The sequence below is a fragment of the Bradyrhizobium manausense genome, assembly GCF_018129685.1.
Classification (GTDB): Bacteria; Pseudomonadota; Alphaproteobacteria; order Rhizobiales; family Xanthobacteraceae; genus Bradyrhizobium; species Bradyrhizobium manausense_D.
Genome location: NZ_JAFCLG010000001.1, coordinates 658,561 through 684,477, shown reverse-complemented (window position 1 = coordinate 684,477; position 25,917 = coordinate 658,561). Strand labels below are relative to the sequence as shown.

Here is a 25,917-nt window from a genome sequence, read left to right as displayed (position 1 = left end):
ATTCGTCACCGCGAAGCTCGTGGGTTTCGCGCCAAACAGGCGCGAAGATGTGCTGCAGTGCGACAAGGCTTCTTGCTTTTGTCACAATCGCAGTGCACGTCTCGTGTCGTGGGCCTTGGATGATTTCTCGCTCGTACCATTTGTGGGCAGCAATGGTTTGAGCTTGGGCAGGTTGTTGGTTAAGTTACCCGCAGCCTTGCATTGGGACGAGTAGGGGAATTCCCAAGTGTTGGCGTTTTGGGACCTGCAAAAGTCGCTGCCGATGTCCGGCGCGCTGCTGATCGCGGCGCTCGCCCTGGGCGGCTGCTCGAGTCAATTGGCCGACTACACCCCCTCCGACGCGCAGGCTCATCCGAGGGAGCCTGGCGCCTACCTTCCGGTGCACGATCTGCCGCCGGAGCGCGATCAGGCCATCATCCCACCGGACCAGCGCGCCAAGATCGAGGCGGAGCTTGCGGCGGCCCGTGACCGCCAGTCCGTTGCCGCAAAGGACGCCAAATAGGGCCCCTTTCGCGAACTGGACGGACAGAGAGAGCTGCAAGGTAATCGCTGGCGCCCCCGCTACTCCGTGCTAAAAAGACCTCAATTCAGCCAAGAGTCAGGGCGAAGGAGTTCAGTCCCCGTCGCGGAAATTCACTCGAAGTAATTGATTGTGAGTGACTTTTTGGTGCGAGGCGAAGTCTCCTCGAAGGGTGGTCGTCGCCCGTCGATTCTGTCCTGACCGGTTGCCCGGAGCGCCACAAACCGATGTCTGGACCCATGGACGATTTTTACCGCATCCGCCGCCTTCCGCCTTACGTGTTCGAGCAGGTCAACCGGGCCAAGGCGGCCGCGCGGAATGCCGGCGCCGACATCATCGATCTCGGCATGGGCAACCCGGACCTGCCGGCTCCGCCGCACGTGCTGGAGAAGCTCAAGGAGACATTGGGCAAGCCGCGCACCGACCGCTACTCGGCCTCCCGCGGCATTCCCGGCCTGCGCCGTGCCCAGGCCGCCTATTACGACCGCCGCTTCGGCGTCAAGCTCAACCCTGACACCCAGGTGGTGGCCACGCTCGGCTCCAAGGAAGGCTTTGCCAATGTGGCGCAGGCGATCACCGCGCCGGGTGATGTCATCCTCTGTCCGAACCCGAGCTACCCGATTCACGCCTTCGGCTTTTTGATGGCGGGCGGCGTGATCCGCTCGGTGCCGTCAGAGCCGACGCCGCAATTCTTCGAGGCGGCGGAGCGGGCGATCATCCATTCGATCCCGAAGCCGCTCGCGCTCGTGGTCTGCTATCCCTCGAACCCGACCGCCTATGTCGCGAGCCTCGATTTCTACAAGGACCTCGTCGCCTTCGCGAAGAAGCACGAGATTCTGATCCTGTCGGATCTGGCCTATGCCGAGGTCTATTTCGACGAGAGCAATCCGCCGCCCTCGGTGCTGCAGGTGCCGGGCGCGATCGACGTCACCGTCGAGTTCACCTCGATGTCGAAGACCTATTCGATGGCCGGCTGGCGCATGGGCTTTGCGGTCGGCAATGACCGCGTGATCGCGGCGCTCGCCCGGGTCAAGTCCTATCTCGACTACGGTGCGTTCACACCGGTGCAGGTCGCCGCGACCGCGGCGCTGAACGGTCCGGACGATTGCATCAAGGAAATGCGTGACACCTATCGCAAGCGCCGCGACGCGCTGGTGGAATCGTTCGGCCGCGCCGGCTGGGAGATTCCGCCGCCGGAGGCGTCGATGTTCGCCTGGGCGCCGCTGCCGGAAGCGTTCCGCAGCGTCGGCAGCATGCAGTTCGCCACCCTGATGGTGGAGAAGTCTGGCGTCGTGGTCTCGCCCGGCGTCGGCTTCGGCGAGCATGGTGAAGGATATGTCCGCATCGCCATGGTGGAAAACGAGCAACGGATCAGGCAGGCCGCACGCGGCGTGCGCCGCTTCCTTGAAAGCGGCATCGAAACGTTGCACAACGTCGTTCCGCTCGCCAACAGGCGTTAAGTTCTCTTCGACAGGTTTTCTTGAAGCATCATGGTTGCACCCCTGAAAGTGGGCATAGCGGGGCTCGGCACCGTGGGCGCCGAAGTTGTCCGTTTGATTGAATCGCAGGCCCGCGTGCTCGCGGGCCGCAGCGGCCGCGGCATTCGCGTCGTCGCCGTCACCGCGCGCTCGAAGGCGAAGAAGCGCGGCATTGACCTGCGCGGCGTCGAATGGGTCAAGGATCCGCTTGCCCTGGCCACGCATCCCGGCATCGACTGCTTCGTCGAGCTGATGGGCGGCGCCGGCGATCCCGCGCTGTCCGCGGTCGAAGCTGCGCTCAACGCCGGCAAGTCGGTCGTCACCGCCAACAAGGCGCTTCTTGCCAGGCACGGTTTGAAACTGGCAAGAGCCGCCGAAAAGCATGGCGGCGCGCTGAATTTCGAGGCAGCGGTCGGTGCCGCGATCCCCGTCATCAAGACGTTGCGCGAAGGTCTCGCCGGAACCGGCATCAGCCGCGTCTACGGCATCCTCAACGGCACCTGCAACTACATCCTGACCCGAATGGAGCAGGAGGGTCTGTCGTTTGCCGAGTGCCTCAAGGACGCGCAGCGGCTCGGCTATGCCGAGGCCAATCCGTCCTTCGACGTCGACGGTCACGACACCGCTCAGAAGCTCGCCATTCTTGCCAGCCTCGCCTTCGGCACGAAAGTTGCTCAAAGCGCGGTGTATGTCGAAGGCATTTCCTCCATCGCGCCGGAAGATCTGCGCGCGGCCGCTGATCTCGGTTACCGCGTCAAGCTGCTCGGCGTTGCCGTTCGCACCGCCAAGGGCATCGAGCAGCGCGTGCATCCGACCATGGTCCCCAAATCCTCCTCGATCGCGCAGGTGATGGGTGTCACCAACGCGGTCACGATCGATGGCGAGGGCATTCCGCCGATTACCCTGGTCGGTCCCGGCGCCGGCGGTGCTGCGACGGCATCCGCCGTCGTTGCCGACATCGCCGACGTTGCGCGCGGCATTCGCGCCAATCCGTTCGGCCGGCCGATCGCGCAGTTGCGCGACACCAAGAAGGCGCCGATGGAGCGGCACGAAGGCGGTTACTACATCCGCCTGCTGGCGCGCGATTTCCCGGGCACTGCGGCTGCGATCGCGACCCGGCTCGCGGAGCAGAAGATTTCGATCGAGTCGATCGTGCAGCGTCATCCCAATGGCGGCGCCGCCCCGGCCAATGGCAAAGCCGTGCCGGTGCCCGTCATCCTGATCACCTATGCCACGCATGAGGACGCCGTGCGCCGTGCGCTCGCCGCCGTGCAGAAGGACAAGGTGATCAGCGGACGGCCGCAGGTCATACGGATTGAGAAGAATTAGCGCATGCTCCGGATCCGAAGGACCGCGTTAGCGCAAAGTGTGAAGCGGTCTTCCGATAAGAGCATGCGCAAAAGAGAGAGCGCGGTTCGAACGAACCGCTGATGTCGCGAATTAACGCGGGCAGGGACCTCTGCCCGAAACCGTTTTGAAGGAGTGAGCCGATGTCGACCCATATTTCAGTCCCGCCGCAAGCGTTGCTCGAGCGCATTCTGACGCTGGAGATCGTGCGCGTGACGGAGCGGGCGGCAGTGTCGTCGGCGCGGCTGCGCGGGCACGGGCAGGAAAAGCCGGCCGACCAGGCGGCGGTCGACGCGATGCGCCGCGAGCTGAACAAGCTGCCGATCCAAGGCACCATCGTGATCGGCGAGGGCGAGCGCGACGAGGCGCCGATGCTCTACATCGGCGAGAAGGTTGGCTTGAACACCGGTCCGGAAGTCGATATCGCGGTCGACCCGCTTGAAGGCACCACGCTGTGCGCCAAGAACATGCCGGGGTCGATCGCCACAATGGCGATGGCCGACGGCGGCACGCTGCTGCATGCCCCCGACGTCTACATGCAGAAGCTGGCGATCGGTCCGGGTTACGACAAGGGTGTGGTGGAGCTCGACGCTTCGCCCGCCGACAATGTCCGCCGCCTCGCCAAGGCCAAGGGCGTCAAGCCCGATGGCATCACCGTTCTCGTGCTCGACCGGCCGCGCCACGCCAGCATCATCGAGAGCGTGCGCTCGACGGGTGCTGCGGTGCGCCTGATCACCGACGGCGACGTCGCCGGCGTGATCCACTGCGCCGATCCTGACAACACCGGCGTCGACATGTATCTCGGCACCGGCGGTGCGCCGGAAGGCGTGCTCGCGGCCGTGGCGCTGCGCTGCATTGGCGGCCAGATGCAGTGCCGCCTGATCCTCGATTCCGACGACAAGCGCGAGCGCGCCGCCAAGATGGGCGTCAACGATCCCAAGATGATCTACGGCATCGAGGACATGGCACGCGGCGACTGCCTGTTCGCCGCCACCGGCGTCACCACGGGCTCGCTGCTGTCCGGCGTCAAGTTCCGCAAGGACGGCGTGATCGAGACCGAGACGGTGGTGATGCGCTCCGTCACCGGCACCGTGCGCTACATCAAGGCCGAGCATCGCGACCTCGCGAAGTTCCATCTGGACTGAGCTTTCCCGGTCATTCCGGGGCGACGGCCCCGCGCAAGGCGCGCGGCCCGGAGAGCCCGGAATCCATCGGACGGCCGACTCCGAACTGAAATGGATTCCGGGCTCGATGCTGCGCATCGCTCCGGAATGACAGAAAGAAAATTGGCAACAAGAAAAAGCAGGGAAACCGCCCATGTCCGATCTCTCCGCCGTCAAAGCCCTGATCTTCGACGTGTTCGGCACTGTCGTCGACTGGCGCACCAGCCTGATCTGCGACTTCATGTGGTGGGGGAAGGGCCGTGGCATCAGCGCCGATTGGACGGCCTTGGTCGACGCGTGGCGCGGGATGTACGTCGCAGCAATGGACGACGTGCGGAAGCATCCCGAGCGTGGCTACGTCATGCTCGACGATCTGCACCGCCGCTCGCTCGAAAAGCTGGTCGAGCAATTCTCGATCAAGGGCCTCACCGAGGCTGACCTCGATCATCTGACAAAGGGTTGGCATCGCCTCAATCCCTGGCCGGACAGCGTCGCCGGCCTGACGCGCCTGAAAACGAAATTCGTGATCTCGCCGCTGTCGAACGGCAACGTCGCGCTGCTCACCAACATGGCGAAGTTCGCCGGACTGCCGTGGGACCTCATCATGTCGGCCGAGCTGTTCGAGCACTACAAGCCCGATCCCGAGACCTATCTCGGCGCCGCAAAGCTGCTGTGCCTCAAGCCGGAACAGGTGATGATGGTCGCAGCCCACAATGGCGATCTCGCCGCCGCCCAGAAGAACGGCCTCAAGACCGCCTTCGTCGCGCGGCCGACCGAGTATGGTCCGTTGCAGAAGATCGACTTCGAGGCGACCGGCAATTGGGACATCGTCGCCAAGGATTTTGGCGGGATCGCCGACCAGCTCGGCTGCTAAAGCATGATCCGGAAAAGTGCGAAGCGGTTTTCCGGAAAGATCATGCGCAAACAACAATCTAAAGCGCGATGACGATTCATCCAAATCTCATCGCGCTTTAGGCCAGGCACTCAATTTCGCTCTCCTGTTTGCGCTCGGCCACTGAGCGTTGGCGCGCCTTGTGCGGAAGTAGAGGCGCGTCGCATCTCGTTCGCATTCCTGTAACAGTCCCCTCGCAGACTGGATGAACACTGAGCCGCGTCTTGGCCGGGCTATTCGTCTTGCGAAATCTTGAAATTGGGGAAACGCTTATGGCTGTCGAAAGATTGCGCGCGTTCGCGGAGCTTCCGCGGACGGTGTTTGTGTCCGCCTTGCTCGCATCGACGGCGCTCGCCAGTCTGCCGGCGCTGGCCGATGAGGACGATTTTCATTTCCGCCCGGGCCATCTGCTCCTGAGCAAAGCGGTCTATGACAACAAGGCTTCGAATATCACGACCGGCATCACCCAATTGCCGCCGAACTGTGTGGCGCCCAATTGCGTCGCGGCGACCACCGATGGCACCTATCCAATGGTGTTCAGCAACGATCTGGTCGATTCATCTTTCGGCATCACCGCCAAGATCGTGCTCGACGAATTGCGGCTGAACGGCCGCCGGGTCCAGTCGCTTCAAGTGCCGAACAGCGGTCAGCACGGCGTCACGTCGAACCGGGACCAGATGGTGACGAGCTTTCCGTCGAAATCCGAGATCGGGTTGAACCTCTCGATCGATCGCCACAGCGTATCGTTCATGGGGTACCTCGCACCGGTCGATGCGATCGACGTGTCCAACTCCAATACGCCAGACGTCGTCGATTCCACCAACCCGGTGAAATCGACCTTTTTACGCGTGATCGCGACGGTCGACGAGCGTGGCCGCTTCCGCTTCACCAAGACCAACGCCTACAGCGGTAACAACGGGCGCGCGGCTGTCCTGAATGACCGGCCCGGCGCCAACGTGTTCTACACCACCGGCAACGCCGGCAATGGCAGCAATCCCCAACCCAACGGCGTGATCATCGGCGCCGGCGCGCAGATCGTGACACCTGCGAAGACGCCGCTCGTCGATCAGCCCGATCCGGGCCTGCCGACGCCAGTCGGCAGCTTCAATGTCACCCAGTTGGGTCTCAAGGCAGACAAGATCGGCAAGGACACCAATTTCCGTGGCCTGACCGTGTTCAATGACGTGATCTATGTGACGAAGGGCAGCGGCGGCAACGGCATCAACACGGTGTACTTCATCGATACCTCGGGCTTCGATGCCAACGGCAAGCCGCTGGCATGCCCCAATGGCGTCGGTTTGCCGAGCGCATCGGCGACGCTGCCGACGACGCCGATCGTCTATGATGCATCAAAGCTGCAGACGCTCGGCGTCACGCCCTACAACATGTGCGTGCTCAAGGGCTTCCCGACCAACCTCGCCAAGACCGCGACCTCGTTCCCGTTCGGCCTCTGGTTTGCAGATGCCAAGACGCTGTATGTGGCTGACGAGGGCAACGGCACCAATACTTTTAGTGCCGCGACCAACACCTACACCGCTGCCGCAGCCCAGACCGGGGCGGGCTTGCAGAAATGGGTGTTCGACGACACGGCCAACACCTGGAAGCTGAGCTACACGTTGCAGGCCGGGCTCGACCTCGGCGTCCCCTACATCGTGCGGAATTACCCGACCGGCAACAACGCGGCGACCGGCCTGCCCTGGTCGCCTGCGACCGACGGTCTGCGCAACATCACCGGACGCGTCAATCCCGACGGCACGGTATCGATCTGGGCGATCACCTCCACAGTGAGCGGCGGCGGCGACCAGGGCGCCGATCCGAACAGGCTCGTCATGATCAGGGACAAGCTTGCCGCAACCACGCTGCCGGCGAACGAGACGTTCACCACGGTGCGTACGGCGCGCTTCGCCGAGGCGCTCCGGGGCGTGTCGTTCACGCCGGAGACCGGACTTGGTCGCGATGCGGACGACGACCATGACGGCGCTTGCGATCGCGACGACGACGACTGCCGCTGATTGCGGGCAGCCGTGAAGAAGACGGTGTGACTTGCAAACCTTGCGGCCTCTCTCCGATTGCAATCGCGGAGAGGGGCCTTGGAGTTTAGCTCGGGGTTGAGCCTGGGTCTGTGCGAAGTCGGCGCCTCAATTCGCGCTCAAATCCCGCCGAACGCCACCGTCGCCTTGTCGTAAGCGCCGTCGCCCATCGTGCCGGCTTCAAAGATGCCGTGCTTCTCGATCCAGTCGAACGACTGCTCGTAGACCTCGCGCGAATAGGGTTCGAACACGATGCGCTCGCCGGGGCCCCAGCGCCTGGTGTCCATTGTGGCGTGGAAACGGTCGGGAAATTCGTTCCTGTAGTAGCGCGTGAAGAGCTCTGGACGCAGGTCGATGTCGCGCTGCGCCTTCTTCAGCGCGCGGAAGTAGCGCTTGATGTCCTCGGGCGCCGGATCGCCATTGATCATGGACGCGATCATGAACGTCGTATCGATGATCTTGCGATAGCCGAGCTGCTCGGCGAAATAATAGGGGCCATTGAACAGCGAGGCCGCCTCGCTCTTGCCCTCGAACAGCAGCTCCATTCGACGGAACAGCATGCCGTCCGCGAAGGTCAGGTTGATCTGGCCCGGCGCCAGATACGGCTCGAGCGCCTGGATGGTCGAATAATGGCTGCCTGACTGGAAGCCGACCGAGATCGGTACGCCGGCCAGATCCGCGGGCGTGCGGATTTTGGAATCGGCGGGAACGAAGATGCCTGAAGGCGCGACCGAGTAGACGTCGGCGTAGAGCTTTGCGTGACCGTTCGACGCGGCGACGTTGACCGTCCAGTGGCAGGCGCAGCTGATGTCGGCCTTGCGCCCCTTCTCGATGCTCTGGAAGGCGCCTTCATTGACCTTGTTGTGATGCTGGCCCTCGGTCGAACGGATCAGCTCGCGAAACTCGTAGTCCAGCCCCTCGTCACGGAAATAGCCCTTTTCCTCGGCCACCCATTCCTGCAGTCGGAAATGAGGCTCGATCACGAATTTCGTCATGGGATCCTCCGCGTCCTTGCGGCCATTCGGCCCGTTCGATTGACTGCAGGATAGCAAGGGAGGAAGCTCAATCCATGGCCACGATGGAATGTTTCACATGTCCAAAATGGAATCTTCCGGGATCGATTTTCGTGACCTGCGCGTGCTCGACGCGCTGATCCGCGAGGGCAGCATCACGCGTGCCGCAGTGAGCCTCGAGACCACGCAGCCGGCGATCAGCAAGTTGCTGGCGCGCTTGCGGCTGCGCTTCGACGATCCCCTGTTCGTGCGGCGGGGCAACGGCGTGCAGCCGACCGCGCGTGCCGTCGAAATGGCGGCCCAGATCCGCGCCGTGCTCGAGATGGCCGACCGGCTGTGGCAGGAGCGGCTGCCATTCGATCCCGGGAAGTCCGAGAAGACATTCAGCCTGCTCTTGACCGATGTCGGCATGGTGCGGTTCCTGCCGCCGCTGGTGGCGCGCCTGTCAGAGCTCGCGCCGCGCGTTCAGTTGCGTGCAATCCCGCTCGATTCCCGGCACTTTGCCACCAAGCTGGAGTCAGGAGAGGCGGACCTTGCGCTCGGCGCCTTGCCGCGCGCGGCGGGTCATCTCCGCTCCCAGCGCCTCTATTCGGATGGCTATGCAAGCGTCGTGAGACGCGGCCATCCAAGGCCCGCCGGGGCGCGCACGCGCCGGGGATTTCTGGACGAGAAGCACATCCTGATCACCGCGTCCGAGACCGGGCATGCGGCCCATCTCGAAACGCAGCGCGTGCTGACACGAACCATCGCGCGTACCAATATCCTGTTGCAGGTGCCGAGCTTCATTGCAGGTGCGATCGTCGCCTCGCAAACCGACGGGGTCGCAACCTTGCCCGCCAATCTCGCTGTCCTTGTCGCCGAGCCGCTCGGAATGACCGTGTTCAAGACGCCGGTTGCATTGCCGCGGATCGAGATCGCCCAATATTGGCACGAGCGCTACCACCGCGATCCCGCGCACCGCTGGCTGCGATCGATCACGCTCGAACTGTTCGGCAACCGCGCCTAGCCGGAGAAGGCGAGCCGCCTCACGCGATCTTCAGCGTGAGCTCATTCGTGTCCGTTTCCGCAAACCCCGCCTGCAGCACCTCTTCGCGCTTGTGGCGCAGATGCGCGCGCAGGATGTGGGAGAGGCCGGCGCCGTCGCGGCGTTGCAGCGCATTCAAGATGGCTTCGTGCTCGCTGACCGCAAACGCCCAGCGCTGCGACGTCATCGGCGTCACGTAGCGCGCGCGGCGAATGCGCGCGGTCACCGACGCGTAGAGCCCCGACAGCACGGGATTGCCAGCCGCATTGACGATTCCCTCGTGGATGGCGCGGTTGCCGCGATAATACTGGATCAGATCGCCTTCGCGATAATGCTGCACCATCGCCGCGTGGGCCGCGGCAATCTCCGCGATGTCAGCGTCGGTGATGCGCTCGCAGGCGAGTTCGCCCGCGAGCGCTTCGAGACCCTGGCAGACCTCGAAGAGGTCGCGCATGTCCTTGTCGGTCAGCTTTGCCGCGCGCGAGCCGCGATGGGGCAGGAGCTGCACGAGGCCCTCGGCGGCCAGCACCTTGAGCGCTTCTCGCAGCGGCGTGCGCGAGATGTCGAGACGCTCGCACAGCTCGCGCTCGGGAATCCGCGCGCCCGGCGGGATCTCGCCGTCGAGCAGAATGTCGCGGATGCGGCCGACGACCTCTTCATGCAGCATGGGGCAACCCAATTTTTGAATGCAAAAATGATGCGGTAGACGAAAGTACCGTAATTATATCTTGTAAATTCCAAATTTTGCATTCAAAAATGCAAAAAACAGCGAGGATCGAGGAAATGGACCAGGCGATCGCGGCGGACGATCTCGTTTTTGAATGCAAGGACGGGATCGGACGGATCACCTTCAACCGCCCGCAGGCGCGCAATGCCTTCACCTTCGCCATGTACGAGCGGCTCGCGGCGATTTGCGAGCAGGCCAATGACGACAAGTCCATCAAGGTTCTGATGCTGCGTGGGGCCGGCGACAAGGCCTTTGCCTCCGGCACCGACATCAACCAGTTCCGCGAATTCAAAACGCCGCAGGATTCCATCGATTACGAGAACCGCATCGACAGGGTGCTCGCCACGCTCGAGCAGTGCCGTGTGCCGACCATCGCGGCGATCAACGGCTTCTGCACCGGCGGCGGGGCGGGGATCGCCGCGGCCTGCGACCTGCGCATCGGCACGCGCAGCACCAGGATAGGCTTTCCCATCGCCCGCACGCTCGGCAACTGCCTGTCGCTGTCCAATGTCAGCCGTCTGACCGCGCTGATTGGGCCAGCGCGGGTCAAGGACCTGATCTTCACCGCGCGTCTTGTCGATGCCGCGGAAGCGCTTGGCGTCGGATTGCTCGGCGAGGTCGTCGACGATCTCGCCGCGCTCGACAAGCGCGCTGACGAGCTCGCGCGCCTCGTGGCCGGCCACGCGCCGCTGACGCTGAATGCGACCAAGCAGGCGGTCGCGCGTCTGCAGCGGCGATTGACGCAGGACGAGGGCGAAGACCTCATCCTGATGTGCTACACGAGCCAGGATTTTCGCGAAGGGCTCGATGCTTTCCTCAGCAAGCGCGCCCCGCAGTGGCGCGGTCAATAGGACGCCCCGATGCAGAGCGATCAGCCGCAATCCCCAGCCCGCCGCGCAGGTCCGCTCGCGGGCCTGAAGGTCATCGATCTCACCCATGTCATGGCGGGGCCGACCTGCACGTTGATGCTCGCCGACATGGGCGCCGACGTCATCAAGATCGAGAAATGGCCGAACGGTGACGACACGCGCCATTCCGTGCCCCCGAAGATCGGCGACGAGGCGGCCTCGTTCCTGATGATGAACCGCAACAAGCGCGGCATCGTGCTGGATCTGAAGACGGACGGCGGCAAGGAGGTGCTGCGGCGGTTGATCGCGGACGCCGACGTGCTGGTCGAGAATTTTGCGCCGGGCGCGATGGAGCGGCTGGGCTTCGGCTATGAAGACATGCACAGGACATTTCCGGCGCTGATCTATTGCTCGCTGTCGGGCTTTGGCCGCACCGGCCCTTACAAGCACCGCAGGGGTTTCGACCTCGTCGCGCAGGCGATGAGCGGCATCATGAGCTTTACCGGCGAGCGTCCCGATGGGCCGCCCGTGAAGTGCGGGCCGCCGCTGTCCGACATCACCGCGGGCCTGCTCGCGAGCATGGGCATCCTCGCCGCCTATACACATCGCCTCAAGACCGGCGAGGGGCAGTGGGTCGAGACCTCGCTCTACGAGGCGGCACTGGTCCAGACCTACTGGCAATCGACCATTGCGCTGGCCGCCGGCACGGCGCCGCGCGCGATGGGCTCGGCGCATCCGCTCAACGCGCCGTATCAGGCCTTTGAGGCTTCCGATGGCTGGCTCGTGGTCGGCGGCGCCAACAAGAAGCACTGGCTGCTGATGCTGGAAGCGCTCGGTGCGAGCGAACTCGCCGCCGATCCGCGTTTTGTCACCGGCGCCGACCGCATGGCGAATTTGAAGGCGCTGGAAGCCGTCCTCAGCGAACGTTTCCGTACGCAAACGCGCGCGCACTGGCTCGCGGCCCTGGACGAGAAGGGCGTGCCCTGCGGCCCCGTGCACGACATGCTGGAGGCCCTGAGCGATCCGCAGACGCTGGCGCGGGAGATGGTCGTCGAGGTTGAGCATTCCGCGCTCGGTCCGATCAAGACCATCGGGCTGCCGGTCAAGTTCTCGGAGACGCCGGGCAAGGTCGCCTCGGGCGCCCCCCTCTATGGCGAACATACGCGCGAGGTTTTGGCCGAGCACGGGTTCGACCAGGCACAAATCGAAGCGCTCGAGCAAGAAGGCGCCATTGTTTCAGCCGCACGGGGGCGCAGGGAACGCGTCGCCTGAACGGAGCTCGAGACGACTGATCTAACAAACAGAAAAAATCAGTTGGAGGAAATCATGCGTGGGACGTCTGTCTTCCTGTTGTCGGCGAGTGTCGCTGTGTTCGCAGCCAGCGCGCCGGCGTGTGCGGCCTGGCAGCCGCAGAAGCCGATCGAGTTCGTGGCGACGGCAGGTCCGGGCGGCGGCACCGACAACATGGCCCGCGCCGTGCAGAACATCATCACCAAGTACAAGCTGACCGATCAGCCTGTCGTCGTCGTCAACAAGGGCGGCGGCAGCGGCGCGGAGGGCTACGTCTACGGCAAGGCGTCCGCCGGCGATCCCTACAAGGTGATTTTTGGCACCTCGAACGCCTGGCAGCAGCCGCTCGTCTCCAAGGTCGCTTTCAACTACACCGATCTAACGCCGATCGCCGCGATGGCCCAGGACGAGTTCCTGCTCTGGGTCAAGCAGGACGCGCCCTACAAGACCGCCGGCGACTATCTGAAGGCCGCCGCATCGGGCGAGTTCAAGATGGGCGGCGCGCAGTCAAAGGACACCGACGAGGTGTTGACGCGCATGATCGAGAAGACCGGCAATGTCAAGCTGACTTACATCCCCTTCAAGAGCGGCGCCGAGGCCGCGGTGCAGCTTGCTGGCGGGCATCTCGATTCCCATGTCAACAATCCCAGCGAAAGCCTCGGCCAGTGGCGCGGCAGCACGCAGCGCCCGCTCTGCGTCTTTAGCCCGAAGCGCCTGCCGGCCGGTCCCAAGATCACCGCCACCGAAGGCTGGAGCGACATTCCGACCTGCACCGAGCAGGGTCTCGACATCAAGCAATATGAGCAGCCACGCACCGTCTGGCTGCCCGGCAAGGTCACGCCGGAGCAGGCCGCCTATTATGTCGACCTCATGAAGAAGGTGCAGGCAACGCCGGAATGGAAGGACTACATCGAGAAAAGTTCACAGATCGACACGTTCCTCACTGGCGCCGACTTCGACAAGTTCATCAAGGAGGACCTCGAGCGCGTCAGACAGGTCGCAAGCGAGCAGGGCTGGCTGGTCAAGTGAGGCGACGTTCGCCTCGAACTCCTCCGTCATCCCGGCGAAGGCCGGGATCCATACCGCGTGATCTCTCGATGGACGGTGGTCGTCACCCCGAAGAACACTTAATGCCGAGTCTTCGCCAAATGTCTCCCCGGGGTTATGGGTCCCGGCCTTCGCCGGGACGACGTCAGGTGTTGGATTGGCTGCACGACCGGAGCCTCCGATGATATCGCGACGCGCCCTCGAACTTGCGACCGCCATCCTCACCGGCAGTTTTGGTGTTGCTGTGGCGGTTCAGAGCCTGGACAACGGCATCGGCTGGTCGAGCGAGGGCGTTGAATCAGGCACGTTCCCGTTCCTCACAGGGCTCATCATCGTCGCCGGCAGCCTCTACAATCTCGTGCGCGGCGCTGTGCCGGCGGCCTCGCTGGCGAGCGTTCCGGTCGCCATAACCTCCATCGAGCTGCGGCGGCTGGCGGGTCTGTTCGTGCCGGCCGCGATCTTCGTCGCGGCGATCCCGCTGCTCGGGATGTATGTCGCTTCGGCGGCGTATGTGTTCGCGGTGCTCGCGATCCCGAAGCATCAGTCCATCCTGCGCTCGGGGGTGACGGCGGCAGCAACGGCGCTCGCGCTCTATGTCGTGTTCGAGCGCATGTTCCAGGTCAGCCTGCCGCATGGCGCGCTCGCCGCGGCGCTCGGACTCTGAGGGAGCAGGCGATGGACAATGTTTCGGAGCTCCTCCACGGATTCACCATCGCGGTCACGGTGCCCCATCTGGCCCTGATGGCCGTCGGCGTCCTGCTCGGTATCCTCGTCGGCGTGCTGCCGGGGCTGGGTGCGCCCAATGGCGTGTCGCTGCTGCTGCCGCTGACCTTCGGCATGCAGCCGGTCTCGGCCATCATCCTGCTCTCCAGCATGTATTGGGGCGCGTTGTTCGGCGGCTCCGTCACCTCGATATTGTTCAACATTCCCGGCGAGCCGTCCTCGGTCGCCACAACCTTCGACGGCTATCCGATGGCCCGCGACGGCAGGCCGACCACGGCGCTCGCCACCGCGTTCGGATCGGCGGCGTTCGGTGCGCTTGTCGGCGTCATCCTGATCACCTTCCTGGCGTCATGGGTGGCGCAGGTCGCGCTCGCCTTCGGGCCCGCGGAATATTTCGCGGTCTACTTTCTCGCCTTTGCGAGCTTCGTCGGTATGGGCGGCGCAGCCCCGATCAAGACCGTCGTCGCGCTCGCGATCGGCTTTGCGATCGCCGCCATCGGCATCGACACCGTGTCGGGCAGCGTCCGTCTCACCATGGGCGTGGACGAGCTGGTCAAGGGCGTGAATTTCGTGGTCGCCGTGATGGGCCTGTTCGGCATCGGCGAGCTCCTGGTCGCGGTCGAGGAAGAGTTTCACGCCCGCGCCGTGTCATCGAAGATCGAATGGCGCGAGGTGTTTCGCGCGATCGGCCGCCTGCCGCGCCATGGCGTCGCGTTGCTGCGCAGCGCCGCAATCGGCTGCTGGATGGGGATCACGCCGGGCGGCCCGACGGCGGCATCCTTCATGAGCTACGGCATCGCCCGCCGCTTCTCGCGCCGCGGCCGCTATTTTGGCACCGGCGAGGTCGAAGGCATCATCTCGCCGGAGACGGCCGATCATGCCGCCGGCACCAGCGCGCTGCTGCCGATGCTCGCGCTTGGCATTCCCGGCTCGGCCACCGCGGCCGTGATGATGGGCGGGTTGATGATCTGGGGCCTCAATCCCGGGCCGATGCTGTTCGTGGATCAGAAAGACTTCGTCTGGGGCCTGATTGCCTCGATGTATGTCGGCAACATCGTCGCCGTCGTGCTGGTGTTGCTGACCGTTCCCGTGTTCGCCGCCTTGATGCGGATTCCCTTTGTGGTCATCGCTCCGCTCATCGTGATCATCTGCGTCGTCGGCGCCTATTCGGTGTCGAACTCCTATCTCGACGTGGTCATGATGCTCGGCTTCGGCGTCGTCGGCTATCTCTTCAAGAAGCTGTTCTATCCGCTGGCACCGCTGGTGCTCGCCATCGTCATCGGCGACAAGGCGGAGGATGCATTCCGTCAATCCATGCTGATGTCGAAGGGATCCCTCAGCATCTTCTTTGCCAACAGGCTGGTGACGTGCCTGGTGGTATCAGGCATCGCGTTGCTGCTGCTTCCGCTGGTGCTGCAGCTCGCGCGCCCCTTCCGCAAGTCCACAGCCGGTGAGACGTCCGCCCAGGAAAAGGTGATCATATGACCGCAAAGCCGCTCATTGCGCTGGCAATGGGAGATCCCGCCGGCATCAGCCCCGAGCTGACCGCAAAACTCGTGGCGATGGACGAGATCCGCAGCCGCTGCCGCCTCGTCGTGATCGGCGATCGCCGCATCTTCGATGAGGGCGCGCGCGTCGCGGGCGTTACGCCGGAGCTGACAAGGGCCGAGCAGGGGGCTGATTTTCGCGGCGCTATGGGCGATGCGCTGTTCATCGATCTCGGTCATCTCGATCCGAGCGACGTCCAGCCGAAGACCGCGACCCTTGCCGGCGGGACATTCGCGCTGACGAGTTACCGGCGCGCACTCGAGCTTGCCCGCGACGGCCGCGTCGATGCGGTCTGCTTCACACCTTTCAACAAGCAAGCGATGCGCTATGCCCGCGCCGACTATGACGACGAGATCGCGTTCTCGGCCGAAGTCGCCGGCCTCAAGACGCCGGCCAGCGAATTCAATGTCCTGGGCGAGCTCTGGAACGCGCGCGTCACCTCGCATATCCCTCTCAAGGACGTCGCGTCAAAACTGTCGGGAGAGCGCATCCAGCGCGCCCTGAAACTGACGGATGCCTGCATGCGCGATGCGGGCTTTGCGCGACCGCGCATTGCGGTCGCCGGTCTCAACCCGCACGCCGGCGACGGCGGCAATTTTGGTCGAGAGGAGATCGACGTCATCGCGCCGGTGGTCGAGGCCGGCCAGCGCGACGGCATCGCCGTGGAGGGCCCGTTTCCGGCCGACACGGTGTTCCTGCGCGCCAAGGCCGGCGCCTTCGACGCGGTGCTGACCATGTATCACGACCAAGGCCAGATCGCGATGAAGCTGATGGGGTTCGACCGCGGCGTCACCTTGCTCGGCGGCTTCCCGTTCCCGATCTGCACGCCCGCGCACGGCACCGCCTACGACATCGCAGGCCAGGGCATCGCATCAACAGGCGCCAGCCGCGCGGCGGTGCTGCTTGCGGCGGAGATGGCTGTGCGGCGCAGCGCTTGACCAGAGCATGATCCGGAAAAGTGTGCAGCGGTTTTCCGAAAGGATCATGCTCAAACAACAACCTAAAGCGTGATGACGATTCAACCCAAATCTCATCGCGCTTTAGCGCGCGCCGCGCCGGTCAGGAAAAACTGGAAACTTCCGCGGTCGAGTCGAGTTGCCAACCCGGCGAACATATTCACGTCGGAGCTGGAACATGGCCGAAAAGGTGCCGCGCGCAGCGTGGAAGATTGCTTTTGCCGTCACGCTCTTTGCTTGGGCGGCCGCGCCGGCGCGCGCCACCGGAATGGATGCGGCCGCAATCGCTTCCGCAGCGCCTTCCAAGAAGACCCTGTCGAACGAGAAGCCTACTCCGGCAGGAGTTCGCCTGCAGGTTCTGCTCGACAGGGCGCATTTCTCGCCTGGCGAGATCGACGGCAGGTTCGGAGAGAACGCCAGAAAGGCGCTTCGCGCCTATGCCGAAGCGCGCCAATTGCCGAACTCGGATGACCTGACGGATGACGTCTGGACCGCGCTTCAGACGGACACCCGGCCACCGACAATGACCTACACCATCACCGCCAACGACGTCGCAGGCCCGTTCCTGCGCAAGCTTCCGTCGAAGATGGAGGAGATGAAGGCCATTCCGAAGCTCGGCTATACCAGCCCGCGGGAGGAATTGGCCGAGAAGTTCCACATGAGCGAGCAGCTGCTGGCCGCGCTCAATCCGGGGCGTCATTTCGATCGTGCCGGCGAGACCATCGCTGTCGTCGACACCAACGACGACGGCGGGAGCGCGATGCCCGCCAAGGCCGATAGAGTTGAGGTCGACAAGGCCAGGCAGACCGTGAAACTGCTCGACAAGTCGAATGGGCTGATCGGGTTCTATCCGGCGAGTGTCGGCAGCGAGGAGAAGCCGTCGCCCTCGGGCACGCTGAAGGTCACCGAGATCGATCCAAATCCGACCTATCGCTACAATCCCGCCTATCATTTCAAGGGCGTTCATTCGCGAAAACCCTTCAAGATCGGCCCGGGCCCGAACAATCCTGTCGGCACGATGTGGATCAACCTGTCCGCCGACGGTTATGGCATCCACGGCACGCCATCGCCGCAAAACATCTCCAAGGCGCAATCGCATGGCTGCGTGCGTCTCACCAACTGGGACGCCGAGCGCGTCGCCGCCAGCGTGGCGAAAGGCACGCCGGTGGTGTTCACCGAAGGTAGCTATCCCAACGCCGCAAGATAGAGCTGCGGAAGGCCGGTGGCGCCGGATCTCGCGAGGCACCCAACAGCACGGGAAAAATCGCCATGAAAACAACCCGCCGCTACTGTGCATGGGGTTGTTTTTACGGCCTGGGGCTGGATGGCTGAAAGCATCAGGCCGCGCAGATGATCACGCCGTACCAACCGAGCCCGCGATAGGTCTCGTAGCCCGGTGTCGCATGGAAGGCGATCATCGCGCCTGAGTGATCGTGATAGAAGCCCGAGCTCTGGCCGTTGAGTGAGAGCGTGATGCGCTCGCTGAGAATGCCCTGGCCGTCGGAGGCGGCGATCACGCGAAAGTTCGAGTCGACCAGCAGCACGCGGGCCTTGTCGGCGTCGCCGACGCGGACGCCCTGCACGATCGCGCGCGCCTGCGGCTCCCAGTCGAAATGGATGGCGAGCACGCCGACCGGCGTGCCGTTGGCCTGGCCGCCGGCGCGGACGCTGGCGCAGTAGGTCGCAACCTGGGCGTTGCCGAGCAGCGGCTGGTTCTCGACGTCGCCGGCGACATAGTCGTCGCCGGAGCGCAGCGTCTTCGCCTCGCGAAACCATTTGGTGTGGGCGACGTTCTGGCCGACCACGCGAAAACGATCGGCGCGACCATTGGCGATCACGTTGCCGTCGAGGTCGCAGAGCCAGAGGTCGAGATAGACGGTGTAGGCACCGAGGATGACGCCGAGGCGCTGCGAGGCGTAGCTGACGGCTTCCGGGGCGGGCGAGGCCGCGCAATCGACCACGGCGGAGTCGGTCGCCCACCAGCGCACGTCGCAGGTGCGCTCATAGAGGTTGCGGTCGATCAGCTCGATCGCGTTGAGGGACAGGTCCATCATGCGTTCGCCGCGCGAGCGCCGGCTCATGCGCTCGATCGAGGCGACGAGATCGCCGGTGCGTTTGGTCAGCTGGGTCTCGAGCTCGCGGGCGATGGTCTCGACCTGCTGGCCGACCCCGCGCACCTCCTGCGCCACCACCGCGAAGCCGGCGCCCTGCGCGCCGGCCCGCGAGCTCTCGATCAGCGCGTTCAGCGCCAGCATCTTCATCTGGTTGGTGATCTGCTGGATCGACTTGGTCTTGTCGACCGCGATCTGGTTGACCTCCGCGGTGAGGCGGTTGATCAGCGCGGAAATGTCGGAATCGTCGTCAGCAGTTTCGGTGGTAACGGACCTGGCTTTCAGACCCAGCGCAGCAGACATCGGGGCATTCCTTGGCAATGAGGCCTGACCTGCAATGAACCCGGAACTAAAAATCACAGATCGAATATCAGTAGATTTCGAAGATTCCCGCTAACGCCCACTTAATTTGCTGTCCGCGTCGCTGCTCAAATGGTAGTCAGACCGCCCAGCAAGCCGGCAATCCACCGCTTTGTGGGCCGCGGACATTGCAATTGGCCTGGGATTGCCGGTCAATCCAGCGGGCCGGATGCGGCCACCGCGCCGTTGCGCATCCCTGACGATCTGAACCTCGAATCATGACGCCGCCCGCTACCGCCTTGCCCGTCGAAACGCCCCAGGCCTTCCTTGGCGTGGCGCGCTCGCTCACCGACAAGCTCTGGCGCACCCGGCTGGATGCGCGCGGCGCCGCCACGGCGCTCGCCATCGTGCAGCGTCACCAACTGCCGGAACTGCTGGCACGCGTGCTCGCCGGGCGCGGCGTCGACATCGACGCCGTACCCGATTTCCTCGATCCGACCATCCGCAAATTGCTGCCCGATCCGTTCACGATCACGGAGATGGAAGCCGCATCGAAACGCATCGCGGCTGCCGCCGTGACGGGCGAAACCGTCGCGATCTTCGGCGACTATGACGTCGACGGCGCAACGTCGGCGGCGCTGCTCGCCTGGCACTTGCGCCATTGCGGGCTCGACCCGCTGATCCACATTCCCGACCGCATTTTTGAAGGCTATGGCCCCAACGTCGAAGCCGTGCGCGGCCTGGCGGCCAAGGGCGCCACGCTGCTCGTCACCGTCGATTGCGGCACCACCAGCATCGAACCGCTGGCGGAGGCGAAGCGCCTCGGCATGTCCGTGGTCGTGATCGACCACCACCAGCCCGGCGATGTGCTTCCTGAGGTCGATGCGCTGGTCAACCCGAACCGGCTCGACGATCTCTCCGGCCTCGGCCATCTCGCTGCCGTCGGCCTCGTGCTGGTCACGCTGGTCGCGGTCAATCGCGAACTTCGGCAGCGCGGCTTCTGGACTGCGGAAATGCCCGAGCCCGATCTGCTCGGCATGCTGCATCACGTCGCACTCGGCACCGTCGCCGACGTCGCGCCGCTGATTGGTTTGAATCGGGCCTTCGTCGCCAAGGGCCTGATCGCGATGCGGCGGCGCGACCATATCGGCCATACCGCGCTGATGGACGTGGCGCGGCTCAATGGCCCGCCGGAGGCCTGGCATCTCGGCTTCATGCTGGGGCCGCGCGTCAATGCGGGGGGGCGCATCGGCCGCGCCGATCTCGGGGTGCGACTGCTGCTGGAAGGCGACAGCGTCGAGGCTGCGCGGATCGCGGCCGAGCTCGACCGTCTGAACGGCGAGCGCCGCGTCATCGAACAGGCTGCCGAGGCCCAGGCCGAAGCCGAGGCGCTGGCGTCGATCGGCCTCGAGGACAAGCTGGGCGTGATCGTGACCGCGTCCGAGGGCTGGCATCCCGGCGTGGTCGGCCTCGTTGCATCGCGGCTGAAGGAGAAGTTCTCGCGGCCCGCTTTTGCGATCGCGCTCGAGCCTGGCGGCATCGGCACCGGCTCGGGTCGCTCGATCGTCGGCGTCGATCTCGGCAAGGCGGTACGGCAGGCCGTGGCTGACGGTATTCTGTTGAAAGGCGGGGGCCACGCGATGGCCGCGGGCGTGACGCTGCGGAAAGAGAAGCTCGCTGAATTCCGTGCCTATCTCGAAAACGCACTGGCGCAGGATGTCGCCGAGGCGCGTCACGTCAACGAGCTCTACATCGACGGCGCGATCTCGGCGCGCGCGGTGACGCCGGAGCTTGCGAGCACGCTCAATCGTGCAGGACCCTTCGGCAGCGGCAATCCGGAGCCGGTGCTGGCGCTGCCGGCGCATCAGCTGGTCTTTGCCGATGAGGTCGGACAGGCGCATTTGAGACTAAGATTCAAGTCGGGCGATGGCGCCATCGTCAACGGCATCGCGTTTCGTTCGGTCGGCCAGAAGCTCGGCAATGCGCTGCTCGCCAATCGCGGCCAGCAACTGCACGTCGCAGGCTCGCTGTCGGTTGATCGCTATCAGGGCGCCGAGCGCGTCCAGTTCCGCGTCATCGACATCGCGCTACCGGATCAGGGGCCATCGGTGATTAGATAGCGGTCTCAGACAAACAAAAAGAAGGGGAGTGAACATGGCAGGGCAGATTGAGGGCAAGGTCGCGCTGGTGACAGGCGGTGCGTCTGGCATTGGCGAGGCGATCGTCGAGCTGTTCGCGCGCGAAGGCGCCACTGTGGTCATCACCGACATCGACGAGCTGCGCGGGCCCGAACTCGTCAAGCGCGTGACGAATGCCGGCGGCAAGGCGATCTTCCTGGAGCAGGACGTCACCAGCGAGGAGCGCTGGATCGAGATTGTCGAGGAGGTCGCGAAGCGTTACGGCCGACTCGACGTCATGGTCTCCAATGCCGGCATCGGCATTGCCGTGCCGTCGATCACCGACATGACGCTCACTGACTGGCGCAGGCAGAATGCGATCAACCTCGACGGCGTCTTCCTGTCGGTCAAGCATTGCCTTCCGCTGATGCGCAAGCATGGCGGTGGTTCGATCGTGATGATGTCGTCGCTTGCGGGCTTGCGCGGTGCGCCGGGGCTCTCGGCTTATTCGGCGACCAAGGGCGGCGTGCGGCTGTTCGCCAAATCGATCGCGATGGAGTGCGCGGCAGCCGGCGACGGTATCCGCGTCAATTCGGTCCATCCCGGGATCATCGATACCCCGATCTGGGGCAAGATCCCGACGGGCGCGACGGGTGCCGGCCAGAACGCGCCGATCGATCCGGAGGAGCGCGCCAAGGTCGCGACGCCGCTCGGCCGTGCGGGACAGGCCGCCGAAATTGCCTCCGGCGTGCTGTATCTGGCGTCGGATGCCTCGCGCTACGTCACCGGCAGTGAGCTCGTTATCGACGGCGGCATGAATGCCGGCGGAGTGCCGCGGCGGGCGTGAGAGACGCAGGGCAGGGTGGCCGTCGCGGGGGCTGACGCGCAGGCATCGGCGCTGTAAAACGCTGCCGGTCCCTGCCCGAAAGAGGTCTCCTTCGCCATGGCGCACAGCCTTCACGCCGCCTCACCAGCGCCGGTCCGCTCAAACCGCCCGGACCTCGCCACCGACGCAATCCGTACCGCGCGCGAGGATCTCGCCGCCTGCTTCCGCATGGCCGCGCGCAACGGCTTTGAGGAGGGCATTTGCAACCACTTCTCGGCCGTGGTGCCGGGCCACGATGATCTGTTCCTGGTCAACCCTTACGGCTACGCCTTTCGCGAGCTGACTGCCTCAAGACTCCTGATCTGCGATTTCCACGGTCATGTGCTCGACGGCGAGGGCGAACCCGAAGCAACCGCGTTCTACATCCATGCCGAGATGCACAAGCGCCTGCCGCGCGCCAGGGTCGCCTTCCACAGCCATATGCCTTATGCGACGGCATTGTCGATGATTGAGGGCGACCCGCTGATCTGGGCCGGGCAGACCGCGCTGAAGTTCTACGGACGCACCGCGGTGGACCGCGATTATAACGGCCTCGCGCTCGACGCCAGCGAAGGCGCCCGGATTGCATCGGCCGTGGGCGACGCCGACATCGTCTTCATGAAGCATCACGGCGTGATGGTGCTGGCGCCGACGATCGCGGAAGCGTGGGACGATCTCTACTACCTCGAACGCGCGGCCGAAGTGCAGGTGCTGGCGATGTCGACGGGACGCAAGGTGCTGCCGGTCGATCCCGCAATCGCGGCCGCGACCTACAAGCAGATGCGTGAGGGCGATTCCGAATCCGCACGGTTGCATCTGGCTGCGATCCGCCGTCAGCTCGACGCGGAAGAGCCGCAATACCGGCACTGACGCTGTTTACGATCCCTGCCGCAGCTTCGCGAGCACCTTCAGCCCGCCATAGCCATCGGCGGGCGCGATGCCGGCGCGCTGCTGAAAATCCTTGATCGCCTTCATGGTATCGTTGCCGACGCGACCATCGGTGCCGCCGGTGTCAAAGCCCGCCTTGGTCAGGCGCGTCTGCATCTCCTGCACCTCTGCGAGCGTGAGGGCGCGCTCGGAGCCGGGGAAGGGCTGGATGAAGGGCGGCGCGCCGAGGCAGCGGTCGCCGAGATGGCAGATCGCCAGCGCATAGTTCATCGAGGGATTGTAGCTCTTCACCGCGTAGAAATTCGGCCCCAGCAGGAAGCTCGGTCCACCCGCGACCGGTGTCCACATCTGCGCGGATGCGTTCGGTTGCGGGAACGGCTGGCCGTCGGCGCGCGTGACGCCCGCCGCCTGCCATGCCGCATAGGTGCGGCTGCCGTTCATCTCGCCGGCGCTGCGCACCTCGTAGCCCCAGTGTTCGCCACGGCGCCATTTGCCGCGATTGACGAGATATTTTGCCGTCGACCCCAGCGCGTCGTCGGGCTTGCCGAATGGCGAGACCTTGCCGTCGCCGTCATAGTCGATGCCGACATTGAGCCACACCTCCGGCATCCATTGCGAATTCCCCATCGCGCCGGCCCAGGAGCCCTGCATCTCTTCGGGCGTGCTCCAGCCCTTGTCGACGATGCGAAGCGCATTCAGCAGTTCGGCTTCCCAATAGGCCTTGCGGCGCGGTTCGTTCCAGGCAAGCGCGGCGAGCGAGGGAAACACGGGCGTCATGTGGTTCTGCTGCACCAGCGGATCGCCGTAAGCAGACTCCACGCCCCACAGCGCCAGCAGCGTGCCGCGCTCGACACCGAAATCGCGCTCGATGCGCGCGAACAGTGCTTCGTTGTTCTTCAGTGCGATCTTGCCGTTGATGATGCGCCAGTCGGAGACGCGGCGGTTGATGTACTGCCAGACCTGCTCGTGGAATTCGGGCTGGTTGCGCATCTGCTTGAACACGCTCATGTCGGGCTCCACCCGTGCCATGGCTCGCTGCCAGGTCGCAGCCGAAATACCTTTCGCCATGGCGCGTGCGCGAAAAGCCTCGCGCCATTCGTCGAAGCCCGGAGGTGACGCAAGTGCATGCGATGGAATTGCCAGCGAGGCGGCTATGCCAAGGAGGGCACGGCGGGTAATGCGAGGGGCCGAGGAATCAGCTTGTTTCATGCGGCCATGGTAGCGCGAAACACGGCTCCTGTGGGCGGTTCCTGGAACAAGTGGGACAGGCTTTCGACGTTGCGTTCCCGGGAACAAAGTGTCGCATTCCCGCATTTCCTCCGCACACAATCGAGGAGGACGAGATGCGGAAATATCTGTTTGCGGCTGCCATGGTGACGGCTATCGCGGCTCCAGCGTTCGCGGACGAGGTCGGTGTTCACGTTGGCCCGGTCGGTGCCGGGGTGACCGTGGGCGAGTCCCACGAGTATCGCGACCGCGACCGTGATCGCACCACGGTCATCAAGGAGCGTGCGCCAGCCGACCGGACCACCGTGATCAAGAAGGAAGATGAATTCGGCAACCGCAGCAAGACCGTCATTCATCACGACAACGATTGACGAAGTAGGGCCTCGGCAGGTCGCCGGGGCCCGCCTTCCTCAACGAGACTTCGGGGCGGAATGAAGATACGCGCACATGCTGAAAGCCACGTCGTCGAGCTCGACGACGGATCATGCTGGCAGATTTTTCCCGGCGACCTCGCCGCGACACTGAGCTGGAAACCCGAAACGGATTTGGACCTGGAGCCCAGCGGCGACAGAGTGTGTTCGCATGTGCTGGTGAATACCACCGACCAAAGCCGAATCCGGGTCATCGTGGCAGGCGAGCCCTGGCCCGACAGCGAGGTGAAGAAAGCGTTGGAAGGCGGATAGGCCAGCTCCAACCTTGGGCCAGCTCTTTTTCGTGTGCCCATCATGCATCCATGCGCTGGCTGTTCGATAGCCTAGTTTTCCTGCAACTCCGTCGCAATGTTGGCGAGCCAGCGGCGGATGCTTGCCTCGGCCTTGGCATCGAGGCCACTGGCGAGGCGCTTCTCCAGTTCAATCACACGTCCCCTGCAATCCTTCAGCAGCGTCGCGCCGCGTTGTGTCAGCGTCCATTGCTGGATGCGGCCATGGACGGGATGCGGCGTCATCATGATCGCGTGGTCACGCTCGAGGTTGCGTATGATGACACCGACGGTCTGCGGCGTCAGGAAGGTGAGGCGTGCGACGTCGGCGCCGGATAATCCCGGATAAGCGTTCAGCATGGTCAGCACGGCGAATTGCGGCGAGGTCACGCCGAGATCGGCGAGCGTGCGTTCCATCTTCAATCGCACTGCCGCGTGGGCCTGACGCAACAGGTAGCCGAGATAGCCCTGCTCGCCGCGTTTGCCTTCGCCGGGGGCGGGCACCCGGACTGCAGCCTCCACCCTGGACGCTCTCTGCCCCGGTTTCGATTTCGTGATGATGACCGACTTGCGCATAATATAAGGGCTCTTATAAGATGTAAGTGGTCTTACAATATCACAAGGTGAATGGCAATGTCACATGCCCGCAGCGAATACGAGGATTTCAAGCGGATCGCGCCGGACGCGTATGATCTGGTGCTGGCGCTCGGCCAGGTCGCGGCCAAGGCCGGCCTCGACAAGCAGCTCCTCGAGCTCGTCAAGTTGCGCGCCTCGCAGATCAACGGCTGCGCCTTCTGCGTGCAGCATCACGTGCTCCTCTCGGAGCGGCTTGGGATCGCCGCGGACAAGCTTCATCTGGTCGCCGTCTGGCGCGAAGCTCCGATCTACTCGGCGCGCGAACGTGCAGCGCTGGCGTGGACCGAGGCACTGACCCAGCTGCCTGGCGGCTTCGGCGATGAGGTCTATGCAGAGGTGCAGCGCGAATTCTCGGAGACCGAGCTGATGTACCTGACCTCGGCTATCGCTTCGATCAACGTCTGGAATCGGTTTGGCGCAGCGTTTCGCTGGACGCCGCCGAAGCGGCCGGCAACGGCGTCCTGATA

At 64.3% G+C, this 25,917-nt stretch carries 25 protein-coding genes; 20 read left to right on the top strand and 5 right to left on the bottom strand.

Annotation, left to right across the window (positions count from 1 at the left end):
- The first annotated feature begins 226 nt into the window (after positions 1-226).
- The 6 genes from JQ621_RS03355 (at position 227) to JQ621_RS03330 (ending at position 7,412) form a co-directional block, all read left to right on the top strand.
- Complete coding sequence (locus tag JQ621_RS03355; RefSeq protein WP_212232978.1) at positions 227-502, top strand: hypothetical protein; 276 nt, start codon at positions 227-229, stop codon at positions 500-502.
- 257 nt (positions 503-759) lie between these two features.
- Positions 760-1,980 (top strand): LL-diaminopimelate aminotransferase, encoded by a 1,221-nt coding sequence (locus tag JQ621_RS03350; protein WP_212232977.1) that lies wholly within the window; start codon positions 760-762, stop codon positions 1,978-1,980.
- 30 nt (positions 1,981-2,010) lie between these two features.
- A complete protein-coding gene (locus tag JQ621_RS03345; protein WP_212232976.1) occupies positions 2,011-3,327 on the top strand; it encodes a homoserine dehydrogenase in 1,317 nt (438 codons plus the stop codon).
- Positions 3,328-3,488: 161 nt separating this feature from the next.
- Positions 3,489-4,490 (top strand): class II fructose-bisphosphatase, encoded by a 1,002-nt coding sequence (glpX, locus tag JQ621_RS03340; protein ID WP_212232975.1) that lies wholly within the window; start codon positions 3,489-3,491, stop codon positions 4,488-4,490.
- A 172-nt stretch (positions 4,491-4,662) separates the two neighbouring features.
- On the top strand, positions 4,663-5,382 hold the full coding sequence (locus JQ621_RS03335; protein WP_212232974.1) for a haloacid dehalogenase type II: 720 nt from the start codon (positions 4,663-4,665) through the stop codon (positions 5,380-5,382).
- A 290-nt stretch (positions 5,383-5,672) separates the two neighbouring features.
- Positions 5,673-7,412 carry a hypothetical protein gene (locus tag JQ621_RS03330; RefSeq protein WP_212232973.1) on the top strand — a complete coding sequence of 580 codons (1,740 nt, stop codon included), beginning with the start codon at positions 5,673-5,675 and terminating at the stop codon, positions 7,410-7,412.
- A 137-nt stretch (positions 7,413-7,549) separates the two neighbouring features.
- On the opposite strand, the gene JQ621_RS03325 is transcribed toward JQ621_RS03330, so the two are convergent.
- Entirely contained in the window at positions 7,550-8,425 is an 876-nt protein-coding gene (locus JQ621_RS03325; RefSeq protein WP_212232972.1) for an ABC transporter substrate-binding protein, read from the bottom strand.
- 97 nt (positions 8,426-8,522) lie between these two features.
- On the opposite strand from JQ621_RS03325, the gene JQ621_RS03320 reads away from it, so the two are divergent.
- Positions 8,523-9,449 (top strand): LysR family transcriptional regulator, encoded by a 927-nt coding sequence (locus JQ621_RS03320; protein WP_212232971.1) that lies wholly within the window; start codon positions 8,523-8,525, stop codon positions 9,447-9,449.
- Positions 9,450-9,468: 19 nt separating this feature from the next.
- On the opposite strand, the gene JQ621_RS03315 is transcribed toward JQ621_RS03320, so the two are convergent.
- Positions 9,469-10,134 (bottom strand): GntR family transcriptional regulator, encoded by a 666-nt coding sequence (locus JQ621_RS03315; protein ID WP_212232970.1) that lies wholly within the window; start codon positions 10,132-10,134, stop codon positions 9,469-9,471.
- A gap of 116 nt (positions 10,135-10,250) precedes the next feature.
- Between JQ621_RS03315 and JQ621_RS03310 the strand changes: the two genes are divergently transcribed.
- The 7 genes from JQ621_RS03310 (at position 10,251) to JQ621_RS03280 (ending at position 17,813) form a co-directional block, all read left to right on the top strand.
- The gene (locus JQ621_RS03310; protein WP_212232969.1) at positions 10,251-11,045 is read left to right on the top strand and encodes an enoyl-CoA hydratase/isomerase family protein; all 795 of its coding nucleotides are present in this window, start codon (positions 10,251-10,253) and stop codon (positions 11,043-11,045) included.
- Positions 11,046-11,054: 9 nt separating this feature from the next.
- Positions 11,055-12,314 (top strand): CaiB/BaiF CoA transferase family protein, encoded by a 1,260-nt coding sequence (locus tag JQ621_RS03305; RefSeq protein ID WP_212232968.1) that lies wholly within the window; start codon positions 11,055-11,057, stop codon positions 12,312-12,314.
- A gap of 54 nt (positions 12,315-12,368) precedes the next feature.
- Positions 12,369-13,361, top strand: coding sequence for a tripartite tricarboxylate transporter substrate binding protein (locus JQ621_RS03300; RefSeq protein WP_212232967.1), 993 nt, complete (start codon positions 12,369-12,371; stop codon positions 13,359-13,361).
- A 199-nt stretch (positions 13,362-13,560) separates the two neighbouring features.
- The gene (locus tag JQ621_RS03295; protein ID WP_212232966.1) at positions 13,561-14,043 is read left to right on the top strand and encodes a tripartite tricarboxylate transporter TctB family protein; all 483 of its coding nucleotides are present in this window, start codon (positions 13,561-13,563) and stop codon (positions 14,041-14,043) included.
- A gap of 11 nt (positions 14,044-14,054) precedes the next feature.
- Positions 14,055-15,587, top strand: coding sequence for a tripartite tricarboxylate transporter permease (locus JQ621_RS03290; RefSeq protein WP_212232965.1), 1,533 nt, complete (start codon positions 14,055-14,057; stop codon positions 15,585-15,587).
- Positions 15,584-16,588 (top strand): 4-hydroxythreonine-4-phosphate dehydrogenase PdxA, encoded by a 1,005-nt coding sequence (locus JQ621_RS03285; protein WP_212232964.1) that lies wholly within the window; start codon positions 15,584-15,586, stop codon positions 16,586-16,588. The genes JQ621_RS03290 and JQ621_RS03285 overlap by 4 nt, the downstream gene beginning before the upstream one ends.
- A gap of 196 nt (positions 16,589-16,784) precedes the next feature.
- Entirely contained in the window at positions 16,785-17,813 is a 1,029-nt protein-coding gene (locus JQ621_RS03280; RefSeq protein ID WP_409334172.1) for a L,D-transpeptidase family protein, read from the top strand.
- Between the two features lie 130 nt (positions 17,814-17,943).
- On the opposite strand, the gene JQ621_RS03275 is transcribed toward JQ621_RS03280, so the two are convergent.
- On the bottom strand, positions 17,944-19,020 hold the full coding sequence (locus JQ621_RS03275) for a methyl-accepting chemotaxis protein (RefSeq protein WP_212232963.1): 1,077 nt from the start codon (positions 19,018-19,020) through the stop codon (positions 17,944-17,946).
- A gap of 275 nt (positions 19,021-19,295) precedes the next feature.
- Here JQ621_RS03275 and recJ point away from each other — a divergent pair, with 275 nt between their 5' ends.
- From recJ to JQ621_RS03260, 3 genes are all read left to right on the top strand, one after another.
- The gene (gene recJ, locus JQ621_RS03270) at positions 19,296-21,137 is read left to right on the top strand and encodes a single-stranded-DNA-specific exonuclease RecJ (RefSeq protein WP_212232962.1); all 1,842 of its coding nucleotides are present in this window, start codon (positions 19,296-19,298) and stop codon (positions 21,135-21,137) included.
- A 34-nt stretch (positions 21,138-21,171) separates the two neighbouring features.
- Positions 21,172-21,981 (top strand): SDR family NAD(P)-dependent oxidoreductase, encoded by an 810-nt coding sequence (locus JQ621_RS03265; protein ID WP_212232961.1) that lies wholly within the window; start codon positions 21,172-21,174, stop codon positions 21,979-21,981.
- A gap of 96 nt (positions 21,982-22,077) precedes the next feature.
- The gene (locus JQ621_RS03260) at positions 22,078-22,869 is read left to right on the top strand and encodes an aldolase (protein ID WP_212232960.1); all 792 of its coding nucleotides are present in this window, start codon (positions 22,078-22,080) and stop codon (positions 22,867-22,869) included.
- 6 nt (positions 22,870-22,875) lie between these two features.
- Here the strand turns inward: JQ621_RS03260 and JQ621_RS03255 are convergent, their stop codons facing one another.
- Positions 22,876-24,096 carry a lytic murein transglycosylase gene (locus JQ621_RS03255; protein ID WP_212232959.1) on the bottom strand — a complete coding sequence of 407 codons (1,221 nt, stop codon included), beginning with the start codon at positions 24,094-24,096 and terminating at the stop codon, positions 22,876-22,878.
- A gap of 134 nt (positions 24,097-24,230) precedes the next feature.
- On the opposite strand from JQ621_RS03255, the gene JQ621_RS03250 reads away from it, so the two are divergent.
- Together JQ621_RS03250 and JQ621_RS03245 are read left to right on the top strand one after the other, a co-directional pair.
- On the top strand, positions 24,231-24,485 hold the full coding sequence (locus tag JQ621_RS03250) for a hypothetical protein (protein WP_194462305.1): 255 nt from the start codon (positions 24,231-24,233) through the stop codon (positions 24,483-24,485).
- Between the two features lie 60 nt (positions 24,486-24,545).
- Positions 24,546-24,797: a hypothetical protein gene (locus tag JQ621_RS03245; protein WP_212232958.1), complete on the top strand. Its 252-nt coding sequence runs from the start codon at positions 24,546-24,548 to the stop codon at positions 24,795-24,797.
- 71 nt (positions 24,798-24,868) lie between these two features.
- Here the strand turns inward: JQ621_RS03245 and JQ621_RS03240 are convergent, their stop codons facing one another.
- Complete coding sequence (locus JQ621_RS03240) at positions 24,869-25,390, bottom strand: MarR family winged helix-turn-helix transcriptional regulator (protein ID WP_249124622.1); 522 nt, start codon at positions 25,388-25,390, stop codon at positions 24,869-24,871.
- A gap of 57 nt (positions 25,391-25,447) precedes the next feature.
- Here JQ621_RS03240 and JQ621_RS03235 point away from each other — a divergent pair, with 57 nt between their 5' ends.
- A complete protein-coding gene (locus JQ621_RS03235; RefSeq protein WP_212232957.1) occupies positions 25,448-25,915 on the top strand; it encodes a carboxymuconolactone decarboxylase family protein in 468 nt (155 codons plus the stop codon).
- Positions 25,916-25,917 lie beyond the last annotated feature (2 nt).